Raw genomic sequence first — 18,140 nt, 5'->3', positions numbered from 1 at the left:
TCTCGTCCTCACTGCACCCGCCTGAAGGGGCGGTTTCTATGGATTCTTCGCTGCACTTCTCGGGGCGACAGCTTCGGGGTCAGGTCGACCAACCGCCCAAGCCACGCCTCCGCCGTTTCCGCGCTCACCTGCATCCAGAAATCCTGGAGCGGGGTGCCGCAGCACTCCTCCGCTGACAGTCGGCCTCCGCAGGGGCACCCGGCCTCCATGTCCAGAGGGTCATCGTCGCGCCGGCGTTCCAGAACATTCCGAACCTCGGTCTTTCTCGGGCGGCACCCAATGAGTTCGGCCACCGCATCGATCCAGCCATCGATTCCATGACCCCATTCGTCGAACGGCCAGTCCCTGCCCTCCCGCCGGAGTAGCTGGCTCAGGAAGAAGTTCCTGAGCGGCCCCTCCAGGAAGGCCCCGATCGACGGGTCCTTCTGGGTCACCACCCATGTCTCGAACACGGTGACGCAGCAGACACCCGCGGACGAACAATGGAAGCTGTCATGCTTGGGAATGCTTTCATCCAGCATCGTGACCCTCGGCTCTGTCGCCGGATAGTCGGCTGGAATCTCGATCTTGATGCGATGCTCCGCCAAGGGACCACGATCCCGGTAGGCAGGCAGCTTCGCCAACAGCAGGTAGGTGCCCTCCACGACGACCGCCTCATCCCGGCCCGCAATCTCCAGGTAAGGCTGGTCGACGTAGAGGGCATCCCGGACGTCTCGCAGGAGTGTCTTCACCGCGTCATTCACCCGGGAACCAGGGCTTCGTCGTGGCCCCCGAGGCTTTTACCGCGGCGGCCTCTTCGGCGGCCACGGCCGCGCTGGCAGCCACTGCGGCCGTAGTCAGGGACATCAGGGGCGCGACCTTGCGGATCGTTTCAGCCGTCATGCTATCCCGGAACGCGGGCGGGATGGCGTCGAACCGGCTGCCGGCCAGGTAGGCGAGGACGTCCTGGCGGGCGCGTGCGATCCAACGCTCGAAATTCCTGCGCTTGACCGGTTTGTCCTCCCACTTGTCGGCGAAATTCTCCGCCGGGTAGGACGGGTTCGGGATCACAGCGACGGGTCCGAGGTCCTCGATCGCACGCTGCATCTTAGGCAGGATGTTCCGGAGTGTTTCCGAGATCGTCGCCTCGCCGTTGTAGGAGGCTGCCGCCAGGGTAGAGATGATGATCGAGATCGGCTTGTGTTCATCTCCGTCGAACATCACGTCCCGGTGCCGCTTCAGCAGCTTGATGGCGTCCTGGAGAGGCGTTTGGACCTCGTGGTTCGGAAAGTCCTCGACCGAGGCAATGACACGGCCAGCGGCGTTCATCTGGGCACGCTTCTCCTCGAGCACCTGGCGCTGACGGCCGCGGAACCAGCGGAGATAACCCTTCGGGTTACTGACGAGCCAGGTCACGCCGCGCTCATGATAGCCTTCATGCTTCTTGTCGGTGATGCCGATCGCCGTGCTGGTGTAGGAGCGAACCCCCTCGAGATCGTAGCCGGCGGCGACGAGCGACGCCACGTAGCCGCCTGTCCCGGGGATGCTCGGAAGGATGTCCATGTGGAAGTCCGCCTCGTCGGCATATTCCATCGTCCAGCAGCGCCGACAATCTTGCGGCGCCTGTTTCATCTGATGCCTCGTGGCATAGGCCTTGATCTCCAGGCCTACCAAGCTCTTGAGTTCGGCCTGCGACATCCGCGTGTGGTCGCTCTTTTCAAGCTCGCACACCACGTCGACATCGTAGGCGTCGCCGTCGCCGACGGGGCGGATCACGGTTCCCTGGGCGAACGAGCCCTGAGCCGAGATCTTCGGCTTCAGGTGATGAACTTTCGAGTCCGGGCGGTCGAGCCATTCGCCGATGGACCGATACCGGCCACGCGCCTTCTCGTCATAGGTCTGCGGAATAGTGATCTCCCGGACGATGGCCCGGAGGGTACCTTCCTTGGAAGTGATCTGTCTGTCTTTCGGAACGTTCATGCGATTTCTTTCTCTGCTCGGTGATGCGTCACCATATTATTGGGAAGGGCTGCCAGCGGGCCCTTGTTATGGTATGCGCACCAGAGCGAGAGTTCCGGACACACGGAGCTAAAAAAAATCTGTCCGGCGTCATGGTTCTCGGGCGCAGACACTAATAGCGGCAACGAGGGCGGCCCATGCAGCAGGCGAAAACCGAAGACCAGTTCCACACCGTTGACGAGTTCAAGGCTGCGCTTTCTTTCGGGGAAGCAGAATGGACCTACCTCCGGCGCCTCGCGCGAAACCGATGCCGGGTCCGCCGACCGGGCGAAGAAGATGAGGTCATCCAGGAGGCGATCTGCAGAGCGATCGAGGGCAAGCGCCGGTGGCCGAAGGGGCTGAACCTCTTCGCCTTCCTCTCTGGCGTGATGAAGAGCATCGTGTCCGAGAACCCGAAAATCGGGTTCCGGCGTAACATTGACCGGGACATAGATGCGGCGGCCGATGCGATTTCAGAGGACACCAGCGCGGCCGATCTGGTGCTCGAAACCGAGGTCGTGACCTATGTCATGGCACTTTTCGAAGACGACGCAGAAGCCGAGGCCCTGGCTGAAGGCATCATGGAGGGCTGGGAGAAGGACGATCTCCTTGGCCTCTTCAATGGCGACGTGACCCGCTACGAGACTGTGCGCAAGCGGTTCAGACGTAAGGTAAATGCGCACCCGGAACTCAAGAGTATGATCCATGGTGAATGACAAGATGTCGAAGCTCGATCGTCTCGAGGAAGCGATCAATGAGGACATCCTGGCGATGACGCCAGAGGAAATTCTCGAAGAAGCCAAGGCTGAAGGCGAAGACACGGCTGCTTTTGCCAAGTCGATGGATGCGTGGCTGCAAGGTGCGATCGCTCAAGCTGACTCGACGCGCCTGAAGGATGCTCGCGCAGCTCTTGAACGCGACCGAAATCGGTCGAAGGCCAATGTTGTCCCGATGAGAAAGCGCGAGGCCAAGTCACGCCCTGAGGGCTTCACTCCTGACACCATGGCTGCGCGAAATGGCAAGGAATTGTCCGAGCGCGACAAGGCGGCCCTCGATGAGGATTTCGATGAGCTGTTCGACGATGACGCATGGGGAGATGATCAGGACGAACCCGATAAATGACCCATCAATCTCGGACCGCGGCAAGGCTTCTTGAATCTCTTTCGATCAACGAGCCCGAAGGGATCGACCTGGAAGCCATTGCGTGGCTGAGCGGCGCGAAAGTCAAGTATCGCGAACTGGACGGTTGTGATGCCTGCATTGCCGGCAGGGCCGATGTTGGTCGAGCGATAATCTCGATCGACAACCGTAGCCTTCCCCGCCGACAGCGGTTTTCCTTGGCGCACGAAATAGGACACTGGGAATGGCACCGCGGGCATCAGCTTCTGTGCAGCAAGGATGATATCAGGGGCAGCGGGATCAAGCTGAAAGGCCTCTCACGAGAAGCCGCGGCCAACCGGTTTGCCGCGGAATTGCTGATGCCTGGCTTCATGCTTAAGAACGCGATGCGTGACTTCAATCGCCTCGACATGAAAACCGTGAGGGAGCTGGCGGCGCGTTTCGATGTCAGCCTGACTGCGATGGCTTATCGTCTGGTCGAGAGCGATGTGCACCCCTCTCTGCTCGTCGCATACGGCAAAGACGGACGTCACTGGTTCGTTCGGTCGAAGAGCATCGCCGAGATATGGTTTCCGAAGGATCGCCTGGACGAAGAGAGCGGAGCCTACGATATCCTGTACGGCGCCGCTCAGGATGACCGCTTCATGTCGACTGTCGAGGGCGACACATGGTTCGATGTCGAGTGGGCTGACCAGATCGAACTGGGTGAACAATCGTTCAGAACTCAAGAGAACGAGGTTGTCTCGCTACTGGTGGCGCGAAGCAAGAGGATGCTCGCCGACTGAGGACAGGCCGTCATTTCTCGGCTATGAACGTCATGAGACCGCAGGCGCGTTGACGGTCATCCCGAGATTGGAGTCAGCTATGTATGCCGTTTTACACACCGGCTGTTCTTGCCAAAAAAGGTGCTGGTAATGCGCGCCTGACCTGCTCTCCGTAGCGTCCGCGTTCTTTAGTTCGCTCTGTTCAGGCTTTGGTCTTCTACTGACCGTTGGTGATGCGCGATTGAGTTGAAGCCCCGCCATACCGTGGTAGGTTCTTTATGCATAGCTAGAGGAGATACTTGATGCCGAAGAAAATTGTCGTTTGCTGTGACGGAACGGGCAATGAAATCGGCGTCAACATGTCGAATATTCTTAAGCTTTATCGTATTTTAGAGAAGAACGAAAATCAGGTCGTGTATTATGACCCCGGCGTCGGGACCTTGGGCCAAAGAAAGACTTGGGGAAGACTTAGCCAGAACGTAAGAGGTATCCTGGGCTTGGCCACCGGCTATGGGCTGGACGACGATGTCCTCGGCGCTTATCGGTTCCTAGCTGACAACTATGATGATGGCGACCAAATCTTTCTCTTCGGGTTCAGTCGAGGGGCCTACAGCGTCCGCGTCCTTGCCGGCTTCATGCATCTCCTCGGACTGCTGCGCCCGGACCAATTGAATTACGTCGGCTACGCATTTGCTGCCTACAAGCGCGCCGCGATGGATGGGGAGGATCTGTCTGTCGCCTGGCATTTCCGTAGAATCGTAGGCGGGCGAACGATACCGATCAAATTTCTTGGCGTATGGGATACGGTTGCATCGGTCATCGTGCCACGCCCAGACCGTTTCTATTTCCCTAGCCTGGAGACGCTGCCCTACACGCTGCAGAACCCCAGCGTTGAAGTTTTTCGTCAAGCGATCGCTATCGATGAATTTCGCCGGATGTTCCGTTTGCGGCCTTGGAAAGATGAACAGGAGTTCAAACCCAACCGCTTCTCGACGTCAGAGCCTCGAAAGCAAGACAGCCGGCAGGTCTGGTTCTCGGGTTGCCATTCCGACATCGGAGGTGGCTATCCCGAAGCTGAGAGCGGCTTGTCAAAGTTTCCACTCCATTGGATGATCCGACAAGCACAGGCACACGGGTTGAATGCGAACACGTCGATGTTCAATCATCTTGTGGAAGGTAAGGCGAGACGTGAAAGCCAACATGAATACGTAGAACCTAGCGCGGGTGCAGAGTTGCATAAATCTGCAACCGGTGCCTGGCGGATTCTCGAGTGGCTACCCAAGAAAGTAAAATGGCGAGAGTGGCCAGCACGCAAAGCCAAGTTCGGATTGTATCTGCCGCACTACGAGCCGCGCATGATTCCGGAAAATGCTCTTATCCACGATTCGGTGTTTCAGCGGAAAAATACCTTTCCAGCCTACCAGCCGCAGAATCTACCAAAATCATTTGAGATTGAGGCGTGAGCGCGCGGAGAAACTGATCAGACCCCTACTGGTCACCCACCCAAGACCGGCAAGCTGAGAGATCCCAATGGCAATATCCAGCGATCAATGCACACCGTACCTGTCTGTTGCGCTTTACCGTGCAACAAATGATCAGGCGGTTGGCCCGAGCGATTTGATCACTGCGATCCGCGATTTTGCCAAGGAAAATGCGGAAAAGAAGGACAAGGAAAAACCTAGATTTCCGACTGTTCTGGACCCCTGGATCGAAGTTGAGGGAACGACGATCGCCCTGGCGCACTATGTCGAAAAGAGAGTTCCGAGTTGGTTCGCTGGAGAAGGTATTACAGACACACTAAATCAGCTGATCATCGTCGCCAGACGCGGAAGTCTGTACGCCTTACTGTTCTCCGACAATGGCCTTCGAAGCTCGGTTTCAAAGAAGGTCCTACGAGCCGCCGACGGACCCTTTGCGAGCATCACGCGGCTCAGCTCAAGCCAGATCAACAAGGCATTTGTCGAGAGCGAGGTTCGGACGCTTTGGCTCAGCGGGACACACCGTCGAACCGCAATCAAGCCTGACTCCAAGATTCTCTCGGGACTCGAATTGGAGACCTCCCTAGATCCGCTTGGGGACCAGACCTATTACTTCAGCTCGGTCCGCAGTACGATGTCGCTATCAGACGACTTGACGGGTGCGGTCGTCGGTGCGAGCCCGTCGGGAGGCCGTATCTGGATTGGCCCCACCCGGTCCTGGAACGAATTCACCAGATCCATCGGCATCATTCTCGACCGAGCGGCGACCTGCATGAACGATGCTGCGCGGCCGGACAAACCTCTCCCAATTCTCGCCTCGACGATCTCTACTCTAGACGGAATTGAGCAGCCCTACGACCTCGCGTTCATTGTACCCGAACAGGTGCACGATGGCGACGGCGAGGCAGATGAGGGCGAACTTCGATGGCTCCAGCAGTTTGGCGATGCAGCTCGGTTTGAGGTCACAGCCGTCGCCGGAAGCGCAAACTTTGAGGCTGACGTATACTGGGCAACAGACAGGCTTGGGCGACTGGCCTACGACTTCGAGCAATCCACAGGCGCAGATATCCGACTCAAAATTCGGCAGGTGGACGGTTTCAACAACAATGACCGGGATCCTGAAATTCTTACGATCTGCCGGGACCCAGGAAACCTCACGGTCTATTTCGACACGGGCCATACGTACTCGCGCGGTCATTTCTACGAAACCCGCTTCAGAGACGCCAGGTTCTCCGACTGGCAGTGGGTTTCGATGGCACACGATGAAACTGACTTTTGGCAAGAGAAGCCATTGGACGGCAAACGGTTTGCGGTTGAGAACACCGGCAATGCCGAAGACAAATCCCTTTTTGGCATGGTTGCAAGGCACTGGCCAAATCTGGCGGAACGAGGTCCGCAGACCGGCTGGCTCGTGTGCGACGACGGAGCCATGGAGTCGGCCGATTTCATCCATATCGACGACGCGAGTAACCCGCCTGAACTGACATTGATCCACGTGAAAGGAAGCGGGTCTGACAAAAACAACCGCGGGCTGTCCGTGTCCGACTATGAGGTTGTCGTCGGTCAGGCGATCAAGAATCTCCGCCACATCGACCGCGGGTTGCTGCGAGAGAAGTTGGGGGCAAACGCCGACGGCGTACTTGAGAACGCAGTCTGGCATAATGGTCAAAGGCAGGAAAACCGAGGCGCGTTACTCGCCATGCTCGATGGGTTGGGCTCAAACATGAAAACGACTGTGGTTGTGTTCCAGCCGCGGGCGCGCCGTTCCGTTTTCAACAGCATTCGAGGAAGGATGGATGATGGTGACATGAACCGATCAGATGTCCGTCGCATGCAGCAACTGGATGCTCTTCTTCTCGGAGCGCGGGCTGATTGTTTTTCGCTGGGAGCGGAGTTCCGCGTGATTGCGGATGATAGCTAGCCAGGATTGTCGGCCATCCACAAAAACACCCCCGCAGGACCCTCGGGATCTCGTGTACCATTTGTCGCTTTGATTAAAAGGAGGCCATTTGCATGGCGTTCACGCTGCCGAATACCCGACCCCTCGACGATCTGCTCGAAGACCTTGTCGAGGAACTGCAGGTGCCGCCAGGCCGCTACGAGCAGGCCGAGAGAAGCTACAAGTCGCTTGGTGAGTGGTTGCACAGGCCGGAGTCAACCGTGCGGGAGAGCGATCCTGACGTTTATGTGCAGGGCTCATTCCGCTTGGGGACGGCGATCAAGCCCGCGTCGGACGAGGAAGACTACGACATCGATATGGTCTGCCGTCTCGGCTACGAGAAGTCCTCCCTGAGCCAGGCGGAGCTCAAGCGGCGGGTCGGCGTCGAAATCAGGGCCTATGCAAAGCGCCACGGCATGAGCAAGCCGGATGACGGTCGGCGGTGCTGGACGCTGGTCTACGCCGACGGTGCTCAGTTTCACATGGACGTTCTGCCGGCCGTGCCGGATTCCGAGAAGAGGCGATACCTCAGGGAAGCAGGTCCGGTCCTTGCCCGTCTCGGGGCCACCGCCCTCGCCATCACGGATAATGAACACCCTGATTTCCAGCGGATTGCCGGAGACTGGCCGCGCAGCAATCCGAAAGGCTACGCTCTGTGGTTCAGGGATCGCATGGGCCAAGCCTTCCGAACCCGTGCCCTGAACGAGGCCCACAAGATGCGGGCCAGCGTCGAGGAAGTGCCAACCTACCGCGTGCGCACGCCTCTGCAAGGGACCATCCAGATCCTCAAGCGTCATCGTGATATGATGTTCAGCGACCGAACTGACGAGAAACCGATCTCGATCCTGATTACGACGCTTTCCGCCCACGCTTACAATCAAGAAGATGATCTCTCAGGTGCACTCTTTTCCATCCTCCGCAACATGGACAGGTACATCATGCAGCGCGAAGGTGTTGACTGGGTCGAGAACCCGGCCGACCCTGCGGAGAACTTCGCGGACAAATGGGAAAAAAATCCGGAGCGGCGGGACGCATTTCACGAATGGCTCGCGCAGGCCCGCGCCGATTTCGCGTCCGCTCACCGGGCCGCCACCGCCGATGTCGCGGGAACCATCCTGAGCGAGCACATGGGCACGGCACTGGTCAATCGGGCCCTCGGGCGGCGCAATCCGGTCCAGAAATCGGGATACGTAGCGCCGCTTGTGCGCGCCGCCAACCTTATCCTAGCGCCGGCCTATATGCGCAAACCGCGCTGGCCCCATAAGCCGGAAGGCAGAGTCTCCATCGACACCGCGACATTCACGCAGAAGGGGTTTCGTCCCCAGCCTTTCATCAGTGGCGGCGCTGCGTTGCCGAAGCACAGCTCACTGAACTTCAAGGCCGAAACGACCCTGACGGGCCGGTTCAAGGTTTATTGGCAGGTAGTGAACACCGGGCGTGAAGCAGAGGTGGCAGATTGTCTACGCGGCGGATTCAACCTGGATTCAGCGGTGCGGGGCGGGCTGACCCATACCGAGAGCACACTCTATCGCGGTCAGCACAGTATTGAATGTTTCATCGTCAAGAATGGTAAGCTGGCGGCGCGCAGCGGCCAGTTCATCGTCAACATCGCCTGATGCGGAATGCTGGCAAGATGAAGCGACGGAGGCCTTGTCATTGGTAAGACCCTCCCGGGTGAATTCGACTGTCCGCCAAGTATGAAGATGGTAACCACCCCGACCCGTTCTAATATGAGATCGTTCGCCATTCCAAGGGCGGCCTGAATTTGGAGGATGACCCTTGTCCAGTTCCTATATCCCGAAGGCGACGCAGATTTCCCTTTGGACACTCGCGGCCGGACGGTGTGAATTCGCCGGTTGCAACCGCTTGCTGATCGGCGACCTTATCGCCGGAAAGGAAGACGGCAAGTTCGGCTTCATCGCCCATATCGTGGCCGACAGCGAAAACGGCCCGCGTGGCGACAAGGTCAGGTCCCCTTTGCTGAAACAGGACATCAGCAACCTGATGTTGATGTGCCCGATCCATCACAAGCTCATCGATGTAGATCATGTGGACGACTACCCGGAGGCCACACTCATCGCGATGAAGCAGGAACATGAGAGCCGGATCGAGATCGTGACGGACATGGATGCCGACCGCGCGGCACACGTTCTGCGGTTCGCCGCCAATATCGGACAGCTCGAATCGCTTGTCTCCACCAAGGCGATATTCGCAGCCATGCCGCCTGACCGGCATCCGGCGGAGAGACGCACGATCGACATCGAGCTCAACGCCGAGGTGCGTGACGGGGAGCCGGCCTTTTGGGCCATGCAAAGCGAGCACCTACGCAGGCAGTTCGCGCGCAAGGTCAAGGAACGGGTCGAACAGAGGGAAATCCAGCAGCTGAGCGTCTTCGCGCTTGCACCGCAGCCGCTTCTGATTGAACTCGGTACCCTGCTCGGAGACATCATGCCGGTGTCGGTTCATCAAAAATATCGGGAACCGGCGACCTGGAAATGGCAGTCACAGCAACCTGCTATTACATTCCGAACCCAAGACCATTCCGGTGCGAAGGAGTTGCCCGTCGCCCTGAAACTGGGTGTGAGCGCCACGATTGATGACGGCCGGATCTTTTCTGTCCTAGGAGAGCATGCCGCCATCTGGTCGATTACCGCGGAGACCCCTCATAACGACATCATGAGGCGGCAAGACGATCTATCGGTCTACAAACGACATCTTCGCGGCATGTTTGATCGGATCAAGGCGCACCATGGCGAAAACGCTCTCATCAACGTCTTCCCCGCCGTTCCGGTGTCCCTGGCCGTGGAAACCGGTCGCGCCTGGATGCCCAAGGCCGATCTGCCCATGCGCATCTTCGACCAGAGCCGAGAGGCCAAGGCGTTCGTAGCGGCAATCACTATCGGTGGGTAGCCGCAGACCAAATCTAAAGAGGATTTGGTACTTGGTACAGACAAGTCACGGCTTACAAATTGCTTTCAAAGCATTATTTACGATCAACCCGTCCAATCCATCATCGGCGCGACACTCAGGCGCGCGGCCCGCCGGATGTGCGCCCCCCCCTGTCTTGCTCGCTCTTCGCTCATGGTCACCTGACCGACTTCCCTTGATTTCGGGGCCTTTTGCCCCTGTTTTCCGAGTTGGTGCAATACAATGTTGCTCCGAACGCGAATTGTTGCACCGCGTCCAGCTCTTCCAAAGCCTCTGGACCGGCCTTCGGCCTGATGTCCCGATCGCTATCACGCTCAAGGGTCGCGTCAAGAAACTCCGGGGTGCCTTCGCGGTGCCGATCGCGATGCAACCGGCCTCCCAAACGCCGTTCCACGGCGGCCAGACCGACCACCAGGTCGCGGTCGACACCAGCCCGTCATTGGAACCCAGAACGGCCCCTCGCTGCCAGCTGGACGCTCCCGGCGGACGAGATTGTCTCGGGCTCGTCGGAGAATAGCCGCCCGGCGCCCACGCCCCGTATCTTGGCATCTTCATCGCGCAGGAGGAACAGCGCATCGAGTCCCGTTCGCCTTGCGAGCGCCGCGCCTCTGTCCGGGCCGAGCACCATGAGGGCCGTCGCCCAGGCATCGGCCTCGGCACAGGTGCGGGCCACCACGGTGACAGAGGCCGGTGATGCGATAAGCGGCGCGCCGCGCGCCGGGTCCATCGTATGAGAAAGGCGGCGCCCCCGCAGCTCGACCCAATGGCGGTAATCGCCCGAGGTCGCGACGGCGGCATCCTTCAGCGCGAGGATGGAATGGGGTGTCCGGCGCTCGGGATCGGGCGCCTCGACTGCGATGGTCCAGGCCTCGCCATCGGGCCTGATGCCCGTGGCGCGCATCTCGCCATCAATCCCGACCAGCGCGTCAGCGATTCCGTGATCGCGCAGGGTCTCATGGAGGCGGTCGACGCCGTAGCCCTTGGCGATGCCGTTCAGGTCAAGCGCCAGGGCGGCGGTCTTGCGCACATGGGTTCCATCGATCTCCAGGGTTTCATGCGCCGCTCGACGCGGGGCATTCATCGCGGCGCGGATACGCTCCGGTGCAGCCTCCCCAGGTCCGAAGCCCCAGGCCGTCACCGCATCGCCCATGCCGATATCGAACGCCCCGCCCGATGCGCGGCCAATCTTGATGCCAAGTCCGAGGACCGCCGCCAGTTGCGCGGGCACCGCCACCCATTCCCCCACCGGCGCCGCGTTGAGCCGCATCAGGTCGCTGTCAGGCTTCCAGGTCGACATCTGTTCGTCCACCTCGTCTGCGGCCGCCTGAAGCGCGCGCCGGACTGCCTCCTTGTCGATGTCGCCTCCCCCGAAGAACAGCGCCGACCAGCGCGTGCCCATCGTCGGGCCGTTCAGGGCGATGCGCGCCAGCTCAGTAGACATCCTCGACATACCGCCCCTCCGCCTTCAGAACTGCCGGTGTGAGGCCGACCGGGGCAAGGATATCGGCCAGCGCATCGGCGACACCCGCCGCCATTTCGCGTCCGCCGCAAACCATCACACGCGCGCCATCGCGAACAAGCTCCGCGACCTGTGAGGCATCGCCGCGCAGCGCGTCCTGCACGTAATGGGGACGCGCACCGCGCGAAACTGCCGTGACCATCCGTGTCAGACGCCCCTCGTCCTGCCAGCCGGGGAAATCCTCGCCGTAGAAGAAATCGCTGTCGGGATGGCGCATGCCGAAGAACAGGTGAACGGGCCGGCCGCGCGCGTTACCGCGTACGAGGCCGGCAAGCGGCCCGATGCCGGTCCCCGCGCCGATCAGGATCAGCGGCGCCCGGCCCCGCCCCGGACGGAAACCCGGATTGCGACGCAGGAAGGCAGCGACGGTATCGCCCGGCTCCAGCGCCGTGAGCTGACCCGAGCAGAGGCCGCCGGGGTGCTTCTTGACCACGATCTCGATGAAACCGTCGCGCCGACCGGAGGCGAGCGAGTAGAGCCGCGGAACGGCGCTCCCCTCGGGCAGAATGCCGATCAGGTCGCCCGCCTGGAACCGCGCGAAACCGGCCCCGCACAGCCGTTGCCAGACCGGAACGCGCGGAAGCGCGAAACGGAGGACGCAGGTCGGGGCCTGCACCTCGGCACCATAGTCGCGGCGCGAGACCAGGGTCAGCCTGTCGAACACGGGCAGCACCGGCTGATGCGAGAGTTCAAGCGCAATGCCCAGCGCATCCCCGAGCGCACGGCCCCAGCGCGCGAAATCCTGCGGCGATTGGCGGTCGACCGTGTCAAGCGGCAGAAGGGCGCGCCAGCCCTTCGCCTGCGCCGCTGCCGCGACATCCCTGGCAAAGGCGCAATAGGCCGGAAAGCCGCGATCGCCGAAGCCGAGCACGGCCAGAGGAATGTCCGGCGCAGGTCCGGGCACATTCAGGCGTTCAAGAAAACCCTTCGCCGAAGCCGGCGCCGCGCCGTCGCCATAGGTCGCGGCAAGCAGAATGATCCGCCGGGCGTTGCCGTAGCGCAGCGGAGCGAAGCCCGACATCGGGCCGACATGGACGCTCTGGCCCGCTTTCGTCAGCGCAGCGTGAAGCGTGGCGGCAAAGCCCCAGGTGCTGCCCCCCTCGCTGCCGACAAGCAGGATCGTCTCGGCACGGCCCGCGGGCTGGTTACCCCGGATGCGCGGCCGTCCGCGCCGCCCGGAAAGCCAGACCAGGACGCCGGTCGCCCCCAGCGCGGGCACGCCAAGCGCCATGAGGCCGAGCACGAGGCCGAGCATCGCCGCTCCCTGCCCGGTGTGCAGCATGTAGATCGTTTCCGAGACGCGCTCCCATCCCGTCAGGTCACCCCAGGCCAGCAGGCTTCCGTCGCCCTGATCCAGATATCCGGTGCCCCGGTCGGTCTTGATCGTGAACACGTCCGTCGCGTCGCCGGGATAGGGAAAGCTCAACTCGCGCAACAACGCGACCGGCGTCTCGCGCAGCGTGGGCATCCGGTCCGGCGCAAACCCCGTCTCCCCGCTCACCTCGGCCGGGGCGGCGGGGGCGGCGCCGCCATCCGGCAGAAGATCAAAGGTGGAGGCCGCCATCCAGAGGGCGGTCGCGGAGGACAGAACAAGACCGATAACGGCGATCCGGGCGATCTCGACATGCAGCCGCCCGGCAAACAGACCGCGCAGCGGCGCGAACCAGTGCCGCCAGCCACCCGCACGCCGCGCAACCAGCGCCGCGCCGGAAAGCGACAGAACCAGCATCGCCGCCGCCCCCGCAGCCATAGCCATGCGTCCGCCATCCCCAAGGAAAAGCGAACGGTGCAGCTTGGTGAGCCAGCGTTCGGCCCGGTTCGGGTCAGCCGAGGCCACGCCCTCACCCGTCGCCGGGTCGATCACCGCAGCGCCCGGCGCGCCCTGGTCGAACCAGTAGACCGTGATGCGGCCCGAGGGCGATCGGCGAATTTGCTCCACGCCCGGATATACGGCCTGGACACGGCCCGCGAGGGCGGCGACGGTCAGCCCGTCTTCCGTCTTCGGCGCAGCGATGCGCTCGGCTGCCGGAAAGACCGACAGCGCCGCGCCGCTCAGGCTCAGGACGGTGACAAGCGCGAGGGCCAGAAGACCCGGCCAACGATGAAATGCACGGATCATGGCCCCCCTCCTCACATGTCGTAGGCGAAGCTGGCGATGTAGCGACGGCCGCGCACGGGCGTGCCCGCGCCTGTCGTCGTGAGAGGGACGGCCACCTCGTTCGGGCTGTCGCGCATGTCCTCGACGGCCGCGTCGATGTGGAGCGTGTAGCCCGCATCAAAAAGCGCGTCAGCCAGGTCCAGCGTGATCTCGAGCGTGCGGCCTGCGCCCACGCTGGCGCCGGTGATGCCGTTGACCTGCGCAGTGTCGCCGCCGGTGGCGCGATACCAGTCGCTCAGATGCTCGTAATACTTCGACTTGCCGCCAGCCATCCAGAGGCTGCCCACATAGGCCCCCGAGGCATCGGTGACATAGAGCGCAAGATAGGCCCCGTCACCGCCATAATTGTTGAGGGTCGTGGTCAGTGTCACGGGCCGTGCCATGGCGAGGCCGGGAACCGTCAGCGCGGTGGAGAGCGCAAGCGTTGCGAGAAGAGATTTCATCGGGTGAATCCTTGTTCTGAGAGTGGATCGAGAGCGGTTCAGTTCACCTGAACCTTCGGAGCCGCGCCGTTCCCGAAGAGGCCGTTCTGCGGCGGGGCGACCGTGCCGGCGGGCGCGGGATTGCGGGCGCCGCGACGGTCGTCGTCCTCATCCTCGTACTCCATCTCGACAACTTGCAGAGTCGCCGGATCAAGCTTCACCTCGATCTCCCGGCCCTCCTGGTCTCGGCCTTTGATCTCGTAGCAACCGTCGTCGATCTCGAATCCGCGCACGGTCCAGCCGTTCGTCCCGGCCACCTGCATCGCGGCCTCGCGCGGCTGCCACTGGTCACGGGGCGCATGGCAATCATCGTCCTCGGCCAGCGCGGCGCCGGCGGGCAAAAGGGCAATCAGGGCGAAGGCATTCAAAGTCGTTTTCATGGCAGGGTCTCCTTTCGTCTGCTGAGGACAAATTGGAGACACGACCTGAGCGCTTCCTGACGCGCTGGCGATTCCCGCTTCAGCTTGACGTCAGGAAAATACAGGTCGCCGGAATGGAAAAAGGCCCCACCCGTGAGGGCGAGGCCAGGCAGGGCCGAAGGGACGCTCGGCCCTGGGCATGGTACGGTCAGGCGATGTCGCCGGGACCGGGCCCGCGCTTCTCGCCCGTCACCATGGCACGCGCCAGGTTCTCGTGGTGCCGGAAGGAGGCCAGAACGACACCCCCCACATGAAGCGCGATGAGCAACAGCATCAGGTTTGCAAGCGTCTCGTGAACCTCTTCCAGCAAACCTTCGCCCTCACCGCCTTCACCATATTCGTGTCTGTCGCCATCGTCGTCGGCCCAGGCGGGCGCCACGATCTGCGGCATCGCGGGCAGCATCGCCAGGCGGGACTCGTCCTCCATCAGCCAGCCTGTGAATGCCGTGCCCGACAGCGTGACCAGCAGCGCCACGATCATCGCCGCGCCCGCCGGGTTGTGGCCCAGGTAGCGCCGCTCGCTTGCGCGGGTCATGTCCCGAAGATAGGCGAGCGTCTCGCCGGGGCGCTTCAGGAACTGGGCGAAGCGCGCATAACGACTGCCGACAAGGCCCCAGACCAGCCGGAAGGCCACCAGCCCCGCAACGGTGTAGCCTGCGAACTCATGAACAGTCTGCAGTTCGTCCGCGGTAAGCCATGCGGTCGCGAAGGCCGCGACCAGGCCCCAGTGGAAAACCCGGATCAGCGGGTCCCAGACACGGACCTTGCTGCTTGGCGCGGTGTTCATCTCCGGCGCCTCGTGTGAGAGCGCGTCAGTCATCATCGCCTCCTTTGCGGTCCCGGCGGGGGCGATCGTCGTCGTCGTCCTCGTCCTCGTATTCAAACTCGATCACCTGCAGTGTCGCCGGGTGAATCGTCACCTCGATCCGGCGCCCCTCGGCGTCACGGCCATCGATCTCGTAGCAGCCGTCGTCGATCTTGATCCGGCGCACCGTCCAGCCGTTCTCTTCGGCCAGTCGGGCGACAACGTCGCGCGGCTGCCAGTCGGCCATGGGCACGAAGCAGTCGTCATCCGCCATCGCGCCACCGGCCGGGAAGACCGCGAGAAAGCCGAGAATTGTCAATGTCTTCTTCATGGGCCAAACTCCTAGCTACGGCCATCTTGACGCAACCATGCGCCGCGAAGCTGACGGCAACCTGAAGGGCTCCGGCCTCCCCTGTCAGCTTCGTGTCAGCCAGGCGGATCATCGAGGGTCATGGAAAAAGAACGGGGACGAGCATGCGCATCCTGCTGATCGAGGACGATACGGTTCTGGGGGCCGCTGTGCGCGACCAGATCGCGGCCGATGGGCAGTCGGTGGATTGGGTGATGCGCCTCGATGCCGCCGGCGACGCCGCCAAATCCGCGTCCTACGACCTGATCCTTCTCGACCTGATGCTGCCTGATGGTCGTGGCATCGCGTTTCTCAAGAATCTTCGCGCGCGAGGCGACGTGACGCCGGTGATCATCCTGACCGCGCTCGACCAGGTGTCGGACCGGATCGAGGGGCTGAACGCGGGCGCCGACGATTATCTCGTGAAGCCCTTCGACCTTGCGGAGCTGTCCGCCCGGATCGGCTCGGTCGCGCGACGCTACAGCGGCAATCCGAACCCCATCGTCACCCACGGGCCGCTCGAGATCGATCTCGCTGCCCGCAGCATTCACCGTGACGGCAAGCCGGTCGCGCTGACCGCAAGGGAATGGGCGCTGTTCGAGGCGTTCCTCGCGCGCCCCGGACAGCTTCTCTCCAAGGCACAGCTCGAAGAGAAGCTCTACGCCTTCGAGGCCGAGGTCGAGAGCAACACCATCGAGGTCCATATAAGCCGCCTGCGCAAGAAGCTCGGAAGCACCGTCATCGAGACCGAGCGAGGCATGGGCTACAGGCTGGGCCGGCCATGAGATGGCCCGCCAGCCTTCAGGGTCGGCTCGGGCTGTCGGTTGGCGTCGCGCTGACGGTGCTCTGGCTGCTGGCGGCGACAGTGACAGCCGTGATCGTCCGGGGCGAGCTGGACGAGGTCTTCGACAGCGCCCTGCGCGAGACGGCCGAGCGCATTCTGCCGCTGGCAGTGACCGACATCGTCGGGCGCGAAGATCAGGGCGTGACGCAGCGGCTTGCGCGCATCCGCGAGCACAGCGAGTTCTTTACTTATGTGGTTCAGGATGACGAGGGGCGCATCCTGCTGCAATCCCATGCGGCCGACCCTGCGGTGTTCCCGCCCTGGGGCGGTCGGGGGTTTCGGCAGACCGCCACTCACCGGCTCTACAGCGACGCGGCGCTTCAGGACACGATCCGGATCACCGTGGCCGAGCCCCTGACCCATCGCGCGTCGGTCGCGCGTGAGATCCAGATGGGCCTCGGCCTGCCGCTGCTGATCGTCCTGCCGGTTGCGCTTGCGGCCATCATCCTTGCAGTCCGCTTCAGCCTCGATCCGCTGCGCCGGTTTCGTTCGCGGCTCGAGGCGCGCGGCGCCCGTGACCTGTCACAGGTTCCCGCCGAAGGACTCCCGACAGAGATCGGGCCGCTGGCCGAAACGCTGAACGGGCTGCTCGCCAGGCTGCGCGAGGCGTTCGAGGCCGAACGCAGCTTTGCCGCCAACGCCGCTCACGAATTGCGCACACCGCTTGCGGGCGCCATCGCGCAGGCGCAGCGGCTTCAGTCAGAGACCAGCGACGCCGCCGCCGGTGCCCGCGCCTCGGAGATCGAGGCGACGCTCAAACGCCTGACCCGGCTTTCCGAACGCCTGATGCAACTTGCGCGCGCCGAAGGCGGGCGGCTGCGGGTCGATCAAAGCGCGGACCTGCGCGCCATCGCGCGCATCGTCGTCAACGATATCAGACGCGAGGGCGCGCCGGGCCGCATCGCGCTGAACCTGCCGGACGCAGCCGTCATGTCGGACATCGACCCCGACGCCTTCGCGATCCTGTGCCGAAACCTCGTGGAAAACGCCCTCCGCCACGGGGCGGAGAACCTGGCGGTCGATGTTACCCTGACGACGGACGGACGCCTTGCCGTCGCCAATGATGGTCCCGTCGTGCCGCGCGAGATGCTCGGCCGCCTGACGGCACGCTTTGAAAGGGCGAACGCCGATGCCCTTGGCAGCGGGCTCGGCCTCGCCATCGTCGCAGCCATTGCGGAGCGGATCGGAAGTTCGCTCATCCTCCAGTCCCCGCGTCCGGGTGCGGAGTCGGGTTTCGAGGCCTCGGTCATGCTGCCCACAAACGGTGCGGATCCGGCGCCGGGCATCGGCTCCGGCGACGGGTGACACAGGTCGCGGTGCAAGACCGGATGCCGGAATGACCGGCGCATCACGGGTATG

General features: G+C 62.4%; 17 protein-coding genes. 9 read left to right on the top strand and 8 right to left on the bottom strand.

Translation table 11 applies throughout. The features are described 5' to 3' along the window. Window positions 1–8 precede the first annotated feature (8 nt). Window positions 9–731, bottom strand: a complete 723-nt coding sequence (locus ROH8110_RS03055; RefSeq protein WP_121143630.1) for a hypothetical protein — start codon at window positions 729–731, stop codon at window positions 9–11. Window positions 732–735: 4 nt separating this feature from the next. Beyond that, a complete protein-coding gene (locus ROH8110_RS03050) occupies window positions 736–1,959 on the bottom strand; it encodes a nucleotidyltransferase domain-containing protein (RefSeq protein ID WP_085816288.1) in 1,224 nt (407 codons plus the stop codon). 176 nt (window positions 1,960–2,135) lie between these two features. Here ROH8110_RS03050 and ROH8110_RS03045 point away from each other — a divergent pair, with 176 nt between their 5' ends. The 7 genes from ROH8110_RS03045 (at window position 2,136) to ROH8110_RS03015 (ending at window position 10,187) form a co-directional block, all read left to right on the top strand. After that, complete coding sequence (locus ROH8110_RS03045; RefSeq protein ID WP_085816287.1) at window positions 2,136–2,693, top strand: hypothetical protein; 558 nt, start codon at window positions 2,136–2,138, stop codon at window positions 2,691–2,693. Then, a complete protein-coding gene (locus tag ROH8110_RS03040; RefSeq protein WP_085816286.1) occupies window positions 2,683–3,099 on the top strand; it encodes a nucleotide exchange factor GrpE in 417 nt (138 codons plus the stop codon). Before ROH8110_RS03045 ends, ROH8110_RS03040 begins: the two co-directional genes overlap by 11 nt. Next, window positions 3,096–3,881, top strand: a complete 786-nt coding sequence (locus ROH8110_RS03035; RefSeq protein WP_085816285.1) for an ImmA/IrrE family metallo-endopeptidase — start codon at window positions 3,096–3,098, stop codon at window positions 3,879–3,881. The genes ROH8110_RS03040 and ROH8110_RS03035 overlap by 4 nt, the downstream gene beginning before the upstream one ends. Window positions 3,882–4,162: 281 nt before the next feature. Then, window positions 4,163–5,323, top strand: coding sequence for a T6SS phospholipase effector Tle1-like catalytic domain-containing protein (locus tag ROH8110_RS03030; RefSeq protein WP_085816284.1), 1,161 nt, complete (start codon window positions 4,163–4,165; stop codon window positions 5,321–5,323). 67 nt (window positions 5,324–5,390) lie between these two features. Continuing rightward, the gene (locus ROH8110_RS03025; protein ID WP_211330736.1) at window positions 5,391–7,259 is read left to right on the top strand and encodes a hypothetical protein; all 1,869 of its coding nucleotides are present in this window, start codon (window positions 5,391–5,393) and stop codon (window positions 7,257–7,259) included. 92 nt (window positions 7,260–7,351) lie between these two features. Then, window positions 7,352–8,893 (top strand): nucleotidyltransferase, encoded by a 1,542-nt coding sequence (locus ROH8110_RS03020; protein ID WP_158274130.1) that lies wholly within the window; start codon window positions 7,352–7,354, stop codon window positions 8,891–8,893. 163 nt (window positions 8,894–9,056) lie between these two features. Further along, entirely contained in the window at window positions 9,057–10,187 is a 1,131-nt protein-coding gene (locus ROH8110_RS03015; protein WP_121143631.1) for an SAVED domain-containing protein, read from the top strand. Between the two features lie 454 nt (window positions 10,188–10,641). Here the strand turns inward: ROH8110_RS03015 and ROH8110_RS03010 are convergent, their stop codons facing one another. The 6 genes from ROH8110_RS03010 to ROH8110_RS02985 form a co-directional block, all read right to left on the bottom strand. Then, window positions 10,642–11,655: an FAD:protein FMN transferase gene (locus tag ROH8110_RS03010; RefSeq protein WP_085816283.1), complete on the bottom strand. Its 1,014-nt coding sequence runs from the start codon at window positions 11,653–11,655 to the stop codon at window positions 10,642–10,644. Continuing rightward, window positions 11,636–13,843: a PepSY domain-containing protein gene (locus ROH8110_RS03005; RefSeq protein ID WP_085816282.1), complete on the bottom strand. Its 2,208-nt coding sequence runs from the start codon at window positions 13,841–13,843 to the stop codon at window positions 11,636–11,638. Before ROH8110_RS03005 ends, ROH8110_RS03010 begins: the two co-directional genes overlap by 20 nt. Before the next feature lie 11 nt (window positions 13,844–13,854). Next, window positions 13,855–14,325, bottom strand: a complete 471-nt coding sequence (locus ROH8110_RS03000) for a DUF2271 domain-containing protein (protein ID WP_085816281.1) — start codon at window positions 14,323–14,325, stop codon at window positions 13,855–13,857. Window positions 14,326–14,363: 38 nt separating this feature from the next. Further along, window positions 14,364–14,744 (bottom strand): PepSY domain-containing protein, encoded by a 381-nt coding sequence (locus ROH8110_RS02995; RefSeq protein ID WP_085816280.1) that lies wholly within the window; start codon window positions 14,742–14,744, stop codon window positions 14,364–14,366. A 187-nt stretch (window positions 14,745–14,931) separates the two neighbouring features. Beyond that, entirely contained in the window at window positions 14,932–15,603 is a 672-nt protein-coding gene (locus ROH8110_RS02990; protein ID WP_085816964.1) for a cytochrome b/b6 domain-containing protein, read from the bottom strand. Next, the gene (locus ROH8110_RS02985; protein WP_085816279.1) at window positions 15,596–15,919 is read right to left on the bottom strand and encodes a PepSY domain-containing protein; all 324 of its coding nucleotides are present in this window, start codon (window positions 15,917–15,919) and stop codon (window positions 15,596–15,598) included. The genes ROH8110_RS02990 and ROH8110_RS02985 overlap by 8 nt, the downstream gene beginning before the upstream one ends. A 143-nt stretch (window positions 15,920–16,062) precedes the next feature. Here ROH8110_RS02985 and ROH8110_RS02980 point away from each other — a divergent pair, with 143 nt between their 5' ends. Together ROH8110_RS02980 and ROH8110_RS02975 are read left to right on the top strand one after the other, a co-directional pair. After that, window positions 16,063–16,722, top strand: coding sequence for a response regulator transcription factor (locus ROH8110_RS02980; RefSeq protein ID WP_085816278.1), 660 nt, complete (start codon window positions 16,063–16,065; stop codon window positions 16,720–16,722). Continuing rightward, a complete protein-coding gene (locus ROH8110_RS02975; RefSeq protein WP_085816277.1) occupies window positions 16,719–18,086 on the top strand; it encodes an ATP-binding protein in 1,368 nt (455 codons plus the stop codon). The genes ROH8110_RS02980 and ROH8110_RS02975 overlap by 4 nt, the downstream gene beginning before the upstream one ends. Window positions 18,087–18,140: the final 54 nt, after the last annotated feature.

The organism is Roseovarius halotolerans, from assembly GCF_900172255.1.
In the GTDB taxonomy this organism is placed as follows: Bacteria; Pseudomonadota; Alphaproteobacteria; order Rhodobacterales; family Rhodobacteraceae; genus Roseovarius; species Roseovarius halotolerans.
The sequence above is the reverse complement of the archived record's forward strand: the minus strand, read 5'-3'. Positions and strand labels throughout refer to the sequence as shown.